This is a genomic window from Gardnerella sp. KA00390 (assembly GCF_049244075.1).
GTDB classification, from domain to species: Bacteria; Actinomycetota; Actinomycetes; order Actinomycetales; family Bifidobacteriaceae; genus Bifidobacterium; species Bifidobacterium vaginale.
In genome coordinates this window covers 1,677,091-1,691,323 of sequence record NZ_CP058372.1, presented here as the reverse complement: position 1 = coordinate 1,691,323, position 14,233 = coordinate 1,677,091, and the positions used below count along the sequence as shown (strand labels likewise).

General features: G+C 41.1%; 11 protein-coding genes. 6 read left to right on the top strand and 5 right to left on the bottom strand.

Annotation, left to right across the window (positions count from 1 at the left end; translation table 11 throughout):
- The first annotated feature begins 129 nt into the window (after nucleotides 1-129).
- The 6 genes from ftsY to HXT53_RS06705 all read left to right on the top strand — a co-directional run bounded on the left by ftsY (nucleotide 130) and on the right by HXT53_RS06705 (nucleotide 8,742).
- Nucleotides 130-1,251, top strand: a complete 1,122-nt coding sequence (ftsY, locus tag HXT53_RS06730; protein WP_020759652.1) for a signal recognition particle-docking protein FtsY — start codon at nucleotides 130-132, stop codon at nucleotides 1,249-1,251.
- A gap of 114 nt (nucleotides 1,252-1,365) precedes the next feature.
- Nucleotides 1,366-3,189 carry an ammonium transporter gene (locus tag HXT53_RS06725; RefSeq protein WP_174190742.1) on the top strand — a complete coding sequence of 608 codons (1,824 nt, stop codon included), beginning with the start codon at nucleotides 1,366-1,368 and terminating at the stop codon, nucleotides 3,187-3,189.
- 357 nt (nucleotides 3,190-3,546) lie between these two features.
- On the top strand, nucleotides 3,547-4,938 hold the full coding sequence (locus HXT53_RS06720) for an MATE family efflux transporter (RefSeq protein WP_004114095.1): 1,392 nt from the start codon (nucleotides 3,547-3,549) through the stop codon (nucleotides 4,936-4,938).
- Nucleotides 4,939-5,049: 111 nt separating this feature from the next.
- Entirely contained in the window at nucleotides 5,050-6,525 is a 1,476-nt protein-coding gene (gene dnaB / locus HXT53_RS06715) for a replicative DNA helicase (protein WP_004116417.1), read from the top strand.
- Nucleotides 6,526-6,590: 65 nt separating this feature from the next.
- Nucleotides 6,591-7,919: a MurT ligase domain-containing protein gene (locus tag HXT53_RS06710; protein ID WP_373271603.1), complete on the top strand. Its 1,329-nt coding sequence runs from the start codon at nucleotides 6,591-6,593 to the stop codon at nucleotides 7,917-7,919.
- Nucleotides 7,920-7,935: 16 nt separating this feature from the next.
- Nucleotides 7,936-8,742 carry a type 1 glutamine amidotransferase gene (locus HXT53_RS06705; RefSeq protein ID WP_285085050.1) on the top strand — a complete coding sequence of 269 codons (807 nt, stop codon included), beginning with the start codon at nucleotides 7,936-7,938 and terminating at the stop codon, nucleotides 8,740-8,742.
- Nucleotides 8,743-8,852: 110 nt separating this feature from the next.
- Here the strand turns inward: HXT53_RS06705 and upp are convergent, their stop codons facing one another.
- The 5 genes from upp to HXT53_RS06680 form a co-directional block, all read right to left on the bottom strand.
- Nucleotides 8,853-9,491, bottom strand: coding sequence for a uracil phosphoribosyltransferase (upp, locus tag HXT53_RS06700; protein WP_004114100.1), 639 nt, complete (start codon nucleotides 9,489-9,491; stop codon nucleotides 8,853-8,855).
- A gap of 297 nt (nucleotides 9,492-9,788) precedes the next feature.
- Nucleotides 9,789-10,451 carry a hypothetical protein gene (locus HXT53_RS06695; protein ID WP_020760408.1) on the bottom strand — a complete coding sequence of 221 codons (663 nt, stop codon included), beginning with the start codon at nucleotides 10,449-10,451 and terminating at the stop codon, nucleotides 9,789-9,791.
- 46 nt (nucleotides 10,452-10,497) lie between these two features.
- Nucleotides 10,498-11,652: an NUDIX hydrolase gene (locus HXT53_RS06690; RefSeq protein WP_048730804.1), complete on the bottom strand. Its 1,155-nt coding sequence runs from the start codon at nucleotides 11,650-11,652 to the stop codon at nucleotides 10,498-10,500.
- Between the two features lie 303 nt (nucleotides 11,653-11,955).
- A complete protein-coding gene (locus HXT53_RS06685; RefSeq protein WP_009994243.1) occupies nucleotides 11,956-12,678 on the bottom strand; it encodes an RloB family protein in 723 nt (240 codons plus the stop codon).
- Between the two features lie 55 nt (nucleotides 12,679-12,733).
- Nucleotides 12,734-14,059, bottom strand: a complete 1,326-nt coding sequence (locus HXT53_RS06680) for an AAA family ATPase (RefSeq protein WP_421780265.1) — start codon at nucleotides 14,057-14,059, stop codon at nucleotides 12,734-12,736.
- Between the last annotated feature and the right edge of the window lie 174 nt (nucleotides 14,060-14,233).

The window sequence follows — 14,233 nt, the reverse complement described above, 5'->3', positions numbered from 1 at the left end:
CTGATTACAAAATTAACTTACAAAAGTATTGTATTAAAATGCTAATATTTACGTGATTTTTGCTTACTGTAGCAACAGTATTCGTTACATTCTAATCAACTGTCCCTTTAATTTCATAGTCTTTATTATATGAATATAGTTATGGATTTAGATTTGATTATATGGTCCACTGTTGGCACAGTTGTTTTAGCAGTGCTTTTAGTGACTGCGGCAGTTGTGCTGAGAATTATCAGTAAGTCGCGAGGTCCTTTAATACCTACTAGCAAAGATAATCCACTGCCTAGCGTAGCTAAAAGTGATAGCAATGTTGAGCCATCTGCGCCTGAAAACGTTGCCTCTCGAGTTACAAGATTGCGCTCTAAACTTGCTAATAGTGCGAATCCTTTTGGTCGTGCTCTGTTCAATATATTGAGCAAAGATAATCTTAGTGAAGACGATTGGCAAGATGTAGAAGATACGCTTTTAATGGCAGATGTTGGAGCACAGGCAAGTGATGAATTGGTTGAATCACTTAGAAAAGATGCTAGGATTTCTGGAACAGCAAGCGCACAAGATGTACGTGAAATACTTCGTGCAAAATTGCTGGATATCGTTGGTGCCAAAACAGATAGAAGCCTAAATGCGGATTCTTCTAAAGCTCATAAGCCAAGCGTAATCATGATGGTTGGTGTAAATGGCACTGGTAAAACCACTACTGCTGGAAAGCTTGCGCGACTAATGGTTTCTAAAAATCGTTCTGTAATATTAGCTGCAGCAGATACTTTCCGCGCTGCAGCTGCCGACCAGCTTGAAACTTGGGCAAATGCTGTAGGTGTTAAAATCGTTCGATCCGAAAAAGACGGTGCAGATCCAGCTTCTGTAGCATTTGACGGTGCCGCCAAAGCTAAGGAATCCAATTCAGATGTTTTGATTGTAGACACGGCTGGAAGGCTGCAAAATAAGGCAAATCTTATGGACGAGCTTGGCAAAATTCGCCGAGTTATTGAAAAAACTGTTCCTGTAGATGAAGTCCTTTTGGTTCTTGATGCTACAACTGGTCAAAATGGCATGGTCCAGGCAAAAGTTTTTGCTGAGGCAATTGGAATTACAGGTGTGGTTTTAACTAAGTTAGACGGTTCCGCGAAAGGCGGTATCGTGGTTTCTGTTCAAAAAGAGTTAGGCGTTCCTGTGAAGCTTGTCGGATTGGGAGAAGGTCCAGACGATCTAGCTCCATTCGATCCAGAAAGTTTTGTGGATGGAATATTGGATTAATCTATCGTAATTAGTTATTAATCACGCAGCGCCAGTTGAGTAGAATATAAAAGAACATATAAAATAGAATATTGAAGACATAACCGCCGAGGGTTGTGTATTGTGAGGTGAAAGATGACCGCAATGGATCCGCAATGGGCATTATTGGCCGCTGCTTTAGTGTTTATAATTACGCCAGGGATTGCTCTATTTTATGGCGGTCGCGAACGAGCAACATCTATGGTCAACATGATGATGCTTTCTGCTGGAGCTATTGCGGTAACAACCATAGTTTGGACGCTATGGGGATGGTCAATGGCTTTCGCTGGTAAAGACATGATTGGCGGCGTTGTGGGTGATCCTGTGAGTGGTTTGCTTCTACGTGATTCAATGGTTGCAGATCATGGAATTTTTACTTCTATGGACGCAAACACAGGCTTGTCGGGCGGAGGTATTCCAGCAGCCTTTAGATTAGCGTGCGCTGTCGTAGCGGTTGCTCTTATTACTGGTGCGTTGGCTGGACGCGTAAAATACGCAATTTGGCTTATATTCGTGGCGGTATGGGTCACTTTAGTATTTGCTCCTCTAGCGCATATGGTTTGCGGAGGGGGATTGCTTTCCCCTAATGGCGCAATATCACAAGCTTTAGGAATTCAAGTACATGATTTTGCTGGAGGATCGTTGCTGCACCTGACTGCAGCAGTTTCTGCGCTTGCAATCGTGCTAATTATTGGTGGTCATGCGCACTTCCCGTTAAAGCGATTTGTGCTTCATACCAAATCCTCTACTGTTCAAGGTAACAGTAGTAATAATTTTGAGCATAAGGGAAATTTGGTTCGTGCATTGTGGGCTGACGTTGCGAGATTTAGTAAATTAGAGACTAATACGGGTTCATCATCTTCTAAGGCAGAAGATTCTAATGGTTCTGTTGAAGCTGTTAGTGATGTTGCTGATAATTCTGTAAATGTTCTAAAACGCCATCCGCATAATGTACCGTTTGTTGTTCTGGGAATTTTTATTATTTGGTTTGGCTGGCTTGGCTTAATGATTGGATCTTCTGTAGGTCTTCCTGGAGTTGCTGGATATGCTTGGGTTTCATCCACTATTACAGCATCTGCTTCTATGCTTGCTTGGGGGGTTACAGAGCGTTTGCGTTCAGGTTGTTTTACTGCTGTTGGCGCCGCGTCTGGAATTATGGCGGGTTTGGCCGCTAGTTCTGCCGCTGCAGATGTGATTGCGCCTTTATGGGCAATGGTATTAGGAGTTATTGTTGGTGTCGTTACATGCCTTGCAACGCATTCTAAGACTTTTGCGCGTTATGATGGAGCGCTTCATGTTGTGAGCGTGAACGGCATCGCTGCTCTTATCGGTATTTTTGCAGTGGGATTGTTTGCTGATAGTAGCGGACTGTTTTGCGTTGGTGACTGGCATCAGCTTATAGCTCAGATTTGTCTACTTGTAATCACCGTGCTTTATTCCGGTGCAGTTACTGCTTTAGTTGCATTTGGTTTAGAGAAGCTTTTTGGTTGGAGAATATCGGAAGCTAAAGAGCGTAAGGGTGTTGATTTAGCAGATCAGGGTGAGCGCGCATATGACTTTTCGAGTATTGCTCAAGCTAGAGCTGGAGCTGTTGTAGAAGTTGCTGATTCTGAAGAAGGGAAAACCCAAGTGGCAGTTCTTACTCCAGTAGCTATTTCTGTTGATGAATCAGTTGTAGACGCAGATGGTGATTCTGTAGATGCAGATGGTGATTCAACGGTTGCTGGCGATAATTCAGCTCATTCTGATGATAATGTTTCTGCTCAATCGCAAGACGAAGTTGAATTGGGCGAAGAGAAGATTGAAACTGAAAATGATGGAAAAGAGTCAGAAAATTCAGAAGAATCTGATTCTAGTTCTGTGGAAAATAAGTCAGATAAATCTAGAAGTAATTCTAAGAAATCTCAAAAGAAGCAATAAAATATCAAAGTTTGTGTAAAGTAATCCCCCATTGGTGTGAATATCTCAAGATTATGACACACACGGGCTAAGTGATGTGGATAAAAACTTTGAGTTATCCACATTTTAGGCGTGTTGCTGTGTGTATCTCAAAAAGTTATACACAAATGGGGGATAACATTGTGGATATCCTGCGGATAACTTTTCCAAAAACAATTTTGATTTGCAATTGGCAAATATTTATGATAGCGAAATAAAAAGGAAAAGTCGCAAGCTACCGAACATCAGATTTAGAAAAGTAATGTAATAAGTAATAAAAATAATAGTTTTATTAAATACTTAATCTAATAAGTTTTTTCGACAGTACAATAGTGCATTATGACAATAGCCAAGAGTAACGCAGCTACCAATAGACAAGAAGATAAAGAATCTGCTATAAACAAAAAAGATTTACTAAAGCATATATTTTCTCTAGCTATTCCTACATTTGGACAGCTTATTGCAGAGCCAGCGTTTGTTTTAATAGACACCGCAATAGTAGGTCATTTAGGCAAAACGCAACTTGCAGGGCTTTCAATAGGATCAACTGTGCTTTTAACAACAACGGGACTATGCCTGTTTTTGGCATACAACACCACAAGCCAAGTCGCGAGACTATTGGGTGCTGGGAAAAATCGTCAAGGACTAAGCGTTGGAATGGACGGTCTATGGCTGGCTCTTGGGTTAGGTGTTGTTTTAACGCTTGTTTTAATGGTGTTCGCAGGTCCGCTTTGTCAAAGCTTTGGTGCAAGTGGAGATACGCTTAAAAACGCGATTATTTACACTCAAACTGTTATGCCAGGATTGCCTGCGATGCTACTAATTTACGCGGCAAATGGCATATTCAGAGGACTTAGCAAAGTAAAAATCACACTTTTTGCTGCAATAAGTGGAGCTGTGCTAAACGCTATTTTAGATATTCTATTTGTGTTTGGAATGAATCTTGGCATTTTTGGATCTGGAATAGCGACAATGATAGCGCAATGGTATATGGGTATTGTTTTAACGCTTCCAGCGATTTTTTGGGCAGCTCGCGAAAAAGCACGTTTGCGTCCGCAAGCGCATAGCATACTTAAAAGCGCTGGAAGTGGTATTCCGCTGTTTATACGCACATTGGCGTTGCGCGCGTGCATGGTTGCAACTGTTGCAGCGGCTGCTCGTCTTGGAACAAATACTTTAGCCGCATACCAAGTTGCAAATTCTTGCTGGAATTTTGTTATGAACATATTAGACGCTATAGGGATTGCTGCTCAAACAATAGTCGCCTCTGCGCTTGGAGCTGGATTATTAAAACGCGCTAACATAATCACAAAAATATGCGCACAAGTAGGAGCATTAAGTAGCGTAATCGTTGGAATTTTGATGATATTTGCAGGATGGCTACTATCCCCGTTATTTAGCCCAAACGTAGAAATACAACTTTTAGTTTCGATAGGAATGACGATTCTTGGAATTTTCTTGCCGTTATCTGGATTTATGTGGGCTTTAGACGGAGTGCTAATCGGAGCTGGAGACCACAAGTATTTGGCCAAATCGTGCTCGATTACAGCTATTGTGTACCTTCTTGCGATTAGTGCAATGTGCTTCGTAAATATAGCTTTCTGCTCTACTGACATAATTAGAACCGTGTCATTGTGGGTGGCTCTGAACCTTGTATACATTGGTGGAAGAGCTTTAGGAAATTCTCATAGGGTTAAAACAGATGATTGGATGAAGTCTGCAAGTCTGTAAGTATGTAAATATGTGAAATATTCAAATATGTGAAATATTCAACTTGCGACTTGTGTTGGTTTATATCAACTTTTGTTGGTGTGCTCCGTGCGGGCGTTTATACTCGATTCTATGGCAGGTAATGATATGTGGAAGTCAAGTAGAAATGACGCAAACCAGTCAGGCAACGCATCATATAACAGTATTTTGTTTGACAAGGTTCCGCCTCACGACGAAGACGCGGAAATGGCCGTTTTAGGTGGAATGCTAATGAGCAAAGATGCCATTGGCGAAGTTTCGCAAATCCTAGAAACAGCAGACTTTTATGTGCCAAAACACCAAACAATTTACGACGCGATCATAAGCTTATTTTCTGGTTCACAACCAGTAGATGTTGTTTTAGTCGCAAACGAGCTTCTAAAAGACGAAAACCTGGAGAAAATTGGTGGAGCAGACTACCTGCATAGTCTAGTTGCATCAGTTCCAACAGCTGCAAACGCGTTATATTACGCGGATATTGTACACAAAAATGCGATTTTGCGAAATGTGATTGCTGCTGGAACAAAGATTGCGCAAATGGGGTATTCTGCCACGGGAGATCAAGCAGAAGACGTTGTAAATCTTGCACAATCCGAAGTTTACGAGATGAGTTCTGGCAAAGTTCACCAGGATTATTCTGCTATTGGTCCTGTTGTTCAAGATGCTCTCGAACAATTAGACAAGTTGCAAAGTAACGAGATTGAAAAAGGCGTTCCAACAGGATTTAGAGATATTGACGACATGACGCAAGGCTTGCAACCAGGGCAAATGGTAGTCGTAGCTGGTAGGCCTGCAATGGGAAAGTCAACTCTTGGAATCGACTTTGCGCGTTCTGCAGCGTTGCATCACAATATGACAACAATCGTGTTCTCGCTAGAAATGAACAAATTGGAGCTTGCTCAAAGAATAATTGCAGCCGAAACGGATATTCCAATGACGGCAATGCATCGCGGAACTTCAGAAGACATTACAACAGATAGATGGACTAAGCTAAATGCGTTTTGGTCAAAAATGAAAGACGCTCCGCTTTTTATAGACGATAGCCCAAATATGAGTCTTATGGAAATTCGCGCAAAATGCAGGCGACTAAAGCAAACGAACGATCTAAAGTTGGTTGTAATCGACTATTTGCAACTTATGACTTCTGGAAAGAAAGTCGAATCGAGGCAGCAAGAGGTCTCGGAGTTTTCGCGTGCATTAAAGCTTTTAGCAAAAGAGCTAGAAGTGCCAGTTGTTGCGCTAAGCCAGCTAAACCGCGGACCAGAAATGCGAAACGATAAAAAGCCTCAGCTTTCAGATTTGCGCGAATCGGGATCTATTGAACAGGATGCTGACGTTGTGTTTCTTGTGCATAGACCTGATTTTTACAACAAAGAAGATCGTCCAGGCGAAGCAGACATTATTATGGCAAAGCATCGTAATGGTCCTACAGAAACATTTAATCTAGCTTTTCTTGGAGCAACGTCTAAGTTTAAAGATATGCCGCAAGGATACCAGCCGCAATCATATTCGCAAGGTAATGATGCTCAAGGTTATGATTCGCATCAGTCTCAGGCATATCAGCAGTAGAGTTAATAGGGGGATTGATGATCGTCAAAAATAAAGTGGTAAAACGCTGTTGTTTTGGATTCATAATGCCAGCTGTAGGGAAACTGGTTAGGATGATTTCGCGCGCGACAAACCACGGAGGAAGTGCTTTACCAGGCAAAGTTGTGGAAACACTAGACCCTGGGTTTTTGGCTAGAACGCTAGGAAAATTACCTTATGGTGTTGTGTTAATTTCTGGAACTAACGGTAAAACCACTACAACTCGCATGGTTGCGTCTATGCTTAGAGATGCTGGATTGCGCGTGTTTACAAATCCTACGGGATCGAATTTTACACGCGGAGTTGTAGCAGCATTGGTGCAAGAAATGCCTGTTTTTGGCACAAAGTTAGATGCGGATATAGCTGTTTTAGAGCTTGATGAAGCTTATGCGGTGCATTTTGTAAATCAAATAAAGCCGCGCTATTCGCTTCTTCTAAACGTTATGCGAGATCAGTTAGATAGATTTGGCGAGATTGACACTACAGCTAAATTGTTGAGCAATGTTGCGCACGCAACTAAGCGAGTAGTTGTGTTAAATCGCGAAGATTCGCGAATTTTTGCGCTTTCTAAAGATGTTTTGCCGTCTTGTAAGGTAAAATATTTCGGTTTGGACGAATCGCTAAGAAGCATGTTTCCAACTGACGACGATTTGCATAGTGATTTGTGTGGCGATTTTAATGGCGATTCGCGTAATCTTCCGCATGCAGATGTTGTTTTGGCAAAAGTTGCAGATAATAAAGCCGATTTTTTGATTGATGGGCATAGAAAAACCACTAGCGTTAAGCTGCGAGGCGTGTATAACGTTTTTAACGCGGCTGCTGCGTCTACGATTGTGCGCGCTATTTTGGCAGATGCTGCTAAAAAAGATGCAACACTCGCAAAATTCGACGACGATGCGCTTATGGAATCTATTTCTCGCGTAACGCCAGCATTTGGTCGAGGCGAAGTAATCGAAGTTAACGGCGCTCCTGTGGAGCTTGTTCTAGTGAAAAATCCTATTGGATTTAGACTTGCGCTCGCTTCGGATAAGACTGCAAATCATGACACAATGATTGCGATTTGTGACGAATACGCGGATGGGCGAGACATGAGCTGGCTGTGGGACGTTGATTTTACATGCTTTAGTGGCACTGGAGTCACTTGTGTTTCTGGCACGCGCGCGTGGGATATGGCTTTGCGTTTACAATACGACAAAGTTGCCTCTAGAAATGTGAACACTGATTTAGAAGAAGATGTTAAAACCTTTGTAAATGGCGATTTTAGTAGTGATGCTAAAAATGCTAAGCGCATATATTGCACATACACTGCTATGCTTCGCGTGCGATCTACGTTGGGGCAAATCGCAAGCGTTAAAGACGTTGGAGTTGGAAAGTAGCAAGAAAGTAGTCGTCATGAATGATATGAGTGATGTTAATTATATTAGTCAAGCGAATGCTACTAATAAAGCCGAAAATCGTGTATTAGATATTGTGTCGCTGTACCCGAAAGACATGAATATTTACGGTGACTATGGCAATGTACTTACGATTATGCGTCGAGCGGAATTGTACGGTTACAAGCCTGTGCTTCACGAGTACAACGTTGGCGATGATTGGCCAAAGCGAGTAGATATGGTTCTTGGTGGCGGTGGTCAAGATCATGGTCAAAGTAGAGTTACGGATGATTTATTTGCGCGCGCGGGCGCGATTCGCGAGCTTGCAAAAAATGGCGTTCCAATGCTTATGATTTGTGGGCTTTACCAGCTTTTTGGAGAGTACTTTGAGACTATTGAAGGCCAAAAGCTTAAAGGCATAGGCATACTCGGAGAGCATACGGTTGGTCAAGACGTGCGCATGATTGGGAATCTTGTTGAGCATAGCCGCGATTTTGGAGATATTGTGGGATACGAGAACCATTCTGGTCGCACAAGTTTGGAGAGTGGTACGCAGCCACTCGGCTCAGTTGATGGCGAAAATTGCGGAAATAACGGCGAAGATCATACGGAAGGTGCGCGCAAATACAACGTTATCGGCACTTATATGCACGGATCAGTTTTGCCAAAAAATCCGCGTTTGTCTGACTTTTTAATTCGTACAGCTGCGCAGAATCGTTACGGAGAATTTGCACCAAAGCAGACTAATGCTCAGCGCGCGGAGCTTGAAAAATTGGACGAATTGGCAAATCGCGCTCGCGAAGTGGCAGTAACTCGTCCGCGCTAAATACAAAATAACCTGCTGAAAATCGCAAAGTGTTGCAAAACAGCAGGCTATTTTGTGGTTTTAAATTCTAGTTTTTGATTCTAGTTTTCGTTTGATTCGGTTAGTAACTATTAATCAATTAAACCATACAAGCGATCGCCAGCATCGCCAAGACCAGGAACGATATAAGCCTTGTCGTTTAAGTGCTCATCAACAGCGCAAACAACAACCTTAAAGTCAATAGAAGGATCAATCTCCTTCTCCAGGCGTTCCAAGCCTTCTGGAGCTGCCAAAATGTTAATAGCAGTAACATCCTTAGCGCCGCGCTCAGCCAAATAGTGCGTAGCCGCAATAAGAGTGCCACCAGTGGCAAGCATTGGGTCCAGTAAGAAGCACTGACGACCAGTCAAATCTTCTGGCAAACGGTTAGCATAAGTGACGATGTCGAGCGTCTGCTCATCGCGCTTCATACCAAGGAATCCAACCTCAGCGGTTGGAAGAAGGCGAGTCATGCCGTCAAGCATACCCAAACCTGCGCGCAAAACTGGCACAACCATTGGGCGTGGGCGGTTCAAATGCTTGCCAGTCATCTTGCAAATAGGAGTTTCAATCTCGCGATCGCTAACTTCCAAATTGCGGGTTGCTTCGTATGCTTCGAGAGTTACCAATTCGGAAACTAACTCGCGGAAAATGTTAGAAGGTGTATTCTTATCACGCAAAACGGTGAGCTTGTGGTCCACCAGCGGATGATGTAAAACATGAAGATCCATACCTTCTAGATTAGTGCAAGTGCGGCATGTTAAGCTATCGGCGTGCCGTGACTATTTAGAAAAAATATAAACAAGTGTTAATGAAGGTTGAATTTTGTGAATTGCTGGAAAATTAAAACATACTTAAAAACGCTGACTTGCGAAAGCGCCTGTCGGCGCAAACGCCGCTCGCAGCGGCAAAAAATGGAGCCCGGGGCTTAAACACAAGCCAGCGTCACTTCCCGAGTATACATGCTTTTAGATTTCAGCGCGCCGCGCTGTTGTATAACAAATAAACGCAGTGTGATAACAAATAAACTAATCGAGTTTTCCAAGTCTCCACAATTTAGCTCCATTAGCGAAGCATAAGGAAAGTGCATGCATGTTTGCGGATTTGTGCAAAACGCTAGCAAGAAGCTGTGAATCATCTCTTTTGGAATCGTTCATCTTCTGTGTTAATTTTTTCGCGTAAGAACGCATTCCGCACGAAATAATCGCAGTAAACGCAGAAGCTCGATATAGAGCAACAGCAAAATCGCCCGTGAAAGCACCAGAAAGAATAGAATCCGCGAGTCGCGCAATATCTTCTCCTGTAGGAGCTTCGTCAATTCCAGTAATTGCGGAAGCACTAGTTGCAGAAGGTTCTCCAAGATTCCAATACTCCGCATATGCTTCTCGCTGCTTACGCAAAGACTCCCGAAGCAAATATAGCCTAAAAAGCATTCCAGGGAGCGAATCAGGTTGCGCTTGACTCCACAAGTCTGCGATGACCTCAATACCCTCATTCTCAACCAAATTCAGTACGCGTTCCACAATCTCTGGAGATTGTGTTTTATGCACGCGGTTAAGCAGAACTGCTGCTGAAGTGTGGCTGATTTCGTTTACAATTTGTGGATCTGTGCCGCCTTCAATTTGCGCGAGCATTGCAGGATCCATTTGTGCAGGTCTGCTTGGGCGACTTGCACCTATTGGACTTGGCATAAAAGCAGATCTGCTCGAATGGATAGAACTCGATTGTGAATTAAGGCTAGTAGACAATTGGTAACACCTTTTCAATATCAATAATGCGAGCGCCTTTAGAAGTATTGCTAATATGCAAAACTATTGCGCTACCAGTAGGCATGTATGGAGATTTTTGGCTAAGTATACGTTTATGCGCTCGCGGTTTTGTGATTCCTCGCAAATAGTCAAAGAAAGTGCCGATAATAGGGCGATGCAAACACATAACTATTGAATTGTTAATATTTGCTTCTGTGTTTTGTGTGTTTTGTGCGTTGCAATCAAGATTTTGTATTTCACTTATAAGAACAGATAATGTAGATTTTGGTTTATTCTCATGATGATCTTCAGTAAGTTCCGCAATCTGTTCTATAGAAAGAGAAGAATCGTGTGCAAAAGTTGCAACAGTTTCCACGCAACGTTTCCAAGGTGACGAGACAATTCGATTTGGAGCATAGCAAGCAAGCTCACGACCTAGAGCGTAGGATGCTGCAGATCCAAGAGGAGTGATTGGACGAGTTGCTTCGCTGCCTTGCCATGATTTACGTGATTCAGCTTTTCCATGTCGTACTAGTATCAATGTCTTATATTCAGTTTGACCATCGTGTAGCTTTTCAAGAAAAGCATCTAAAACTTTTCTATCGCTATCGTGTGTGAGTTTTTTGCGAGCTTTAGAAGGAGTAAGCCATATAACATTGCCAATTTCAGTAGGTTTTGCTGGTTTTATTGGACCAAATGCTGGTAGTCGCTTCATTGCGGCATTCTCGTCTATTTCGCGCATCATCCAGTAGTGAATTCGCTTAACTACTTCTGTTTTGTTGTTGTTTTGTGAACTGTTTTTCGCACCGCTTTTTGAGATTGATTTTTTGCCTTCGTTTTCAAGCGGATATTCTATTTGTGCAATGTGAGGTCCTAGTGTTACTGCGTAGCCTGTTTCTTCCCCAACTTCGCGCACAGCTGTGTGACGATGCGATTCTTTTGGCTCATTCTTTCCTTTTGGCCAGCTCCAATCGTCATATTTAGGACGGTAGACTAGGCAAAGCTCAAAGTCGTCATCGCTTATCATGTTCGCTTGATTGCTTGTTTTTTTCAAGTCACTTGTGTTTGAGCTGTCTATTGTATTTCGCTTGCGATAAATAATTCCGCCAGCCGCCTCAACGTATCGCGTCGTTACTACACTCATATTCACTATTTTAGCGGTTTTCTTTCGCAACTTTTAGTTGTGCCTGGTTATTTATTACGATTCGTTTATTCGCTTATTTGGTTAGAGTCAATTTAGTTGCTGGTTTTCGCATATTTACGTTGCTTACGTTTATCACAGTCATGATAGTGATAAAAGCGCTGTGACTGTCATTTTAACTTCCGTGACTGTGATAATTCACTCCATAGACGTGATGACTCATCAATATTGCGCCATCATCTCACCCACATCTAGATTATTGCTGTTAATAACAGTAATGAAGACATATGTAGTTACATCATTAATTCACAATTTTTCTGACAAATCTATTCCTGATACACGCTTGCATTCATTTAATATTGTTTCTACTATTTCTGGAACATCTGTCCAAGGAGCGTAGTTTGACTTTTGAGTTACTGAAGGGTGATTTTTGCGATTTTCTATCTGTTCGGTTTGCATATGCTGCTTTGCGTTTTTAAAAGCATTCTTATAGTTTCCAGTTAATTTTTCTAATTGGATATGCTTATTTTTATTCCCAGTAGTGTTGTGAAGTAGCCCAAGTTCTTTTGCTTCTTTTTGGCAATCTCGCGTTTCTGTGCAAGAAAGAGGACAGCTTTTTATATGGTCAATAAGCCATACTTCGAAGCAAGGGTTGGAAATTACTAATTTTATCTTCCCACAAGTTGAATCCGACTTAGATTGAGCTTGTTGAATTTTTTCTCCAAATTCATCAACGTCTGTTACAACCCATACCAGTGTAAACGGATTGTAGTTTTCTTTTTTCGCTTCTTTGCAGTCTAATCTCTCAAGTTTAATCGCATAATTTGTTAAAGTGAGTGGATCTACGCCCTCTTTTTCTATGTTAATTGATTTATGAATATCCCATGATGTAGCACAATATTTACTTACTTCTGATTTTATATAGCTAAAATACTCAAACTCTGTAACTACACCGCCACAAACAATGAGGAATCTTTTATTTCGTTTCGACTGTTTCTTTGAACGGCCGTGTGATGGAACATGAACCATAGCCCGCTCCTCATGAATACTAGTGTTTTATATCGTTTTGAATACTGGTAGTGTTTTAGCTTCTGTTAGTATTTGTAAGTATTTCCGCAAAAACATCATATAGAGACGGTTGTGGCGCTGAGACATATATGTTGTGTTGATAGTTTTTACCAAAGTTTACATTGCGGTTTTCCCATTCCGTAAGTGGATGTAGTGAAGATTCGCCTAATGTATTTTTCTCTATAAACCAAATTTGATCTCTGTCGAGAATAGTTTTGTCGGTTCCAGAATTACTAATAAGACTTAAATCGTGAGTAGTAAAAATTAATTGCGATTGGTTAGGATTCGTTTCTGGATTACTGTAAAGCTTGAGTATTTCAGACACGAATTGCATGCTTAGACTTGTGTCGATTTCATCGATTAGAAGTATGGAATGTTTTGATAATGCATCTATAACGAAAGCAAATAGCAATAATGCTGTTTTAGTTCCTAAAGATTCAAAATCTTCAGGAAGTTGGCAATCTTTTTGACCAGAATGTGTAAACATTAAACGTGAAACACTGAATTTTTGCAATTTTTCAGCGTTTTCAGAAGTGTTATCTGTAAGTTTATTGTTGTCTCCGTCAAGTTCATTAAGAAGATTTGCGAGTCTCGCTAGTTTTTCTGATTGTTTAGCATCTAGCTGTTCGGATTGGACTGTTACACCTTTTAATCCTAAATCTGCATATTTTAGCAACTTGCTAATGTTGGATGCAAAATCTGGATTTTCTTGTAAAACTGTTATCAAATTATTGGAATACTTATCAAAGTCAACTGTTTTGCATTGCTGTGTAGAAGTTATTTCTTCGTATGCAGCTTGCAATGCTTGTACACCTGATGCTGCAGCTGCAGATAGAAATAATGCGTTGTCTCTCGTAATTTTTTCTACAGTTTTTCCTATGGTTTTTAGATTTGAGCCAAATCGCATTGGTTTGCCATGCTCTCGTTCAAACAGCACAGTTTTTCTGTTTGTTGTAGAGCGGAAAAGCCATAGTACCTCTTCAATAATGTAGTTATTATTGAAGGTGAACCAATATTTATACCTGTTTTTATCTCTTGCAATAAATTCTATAAAGAACGTTGAAGGTTTATTTTCAGACTCTTTATTCAAAAGAAAAGGAAGTGCATTTATTTTTGAATTTGAGTTGCCGCTTTTGAAGCTTCCTTCCACAAAATTTTTTAAGAATGCTATGCATTTTAGCAGATTTGTTTTCCCTGAGGCATTTCCTCCGTAAATGGCTGCAAGAGTTGATACATCTGGATGGGACCACGAACTGTTTTTTGCATGTACGGTTCTTTGCATGCTGAATTGTTGCGATTGACGAAAACTTAGCGCGTTTTCTACGCTAAAATTAAGCAACATAGTGGTCTCCAGTGCTAAGTTTGCTATTTAACCAAAAATAGCATCAATTTTTTGATTATTATCTACTATCTACAGCGATATATCTTATATAAGAATATCGTAAAATATCATATTTGCAATCTACAAATAGTTTTTTGTATAAAATGTACATAAAAGTAGTTGAAAATTTAAAGA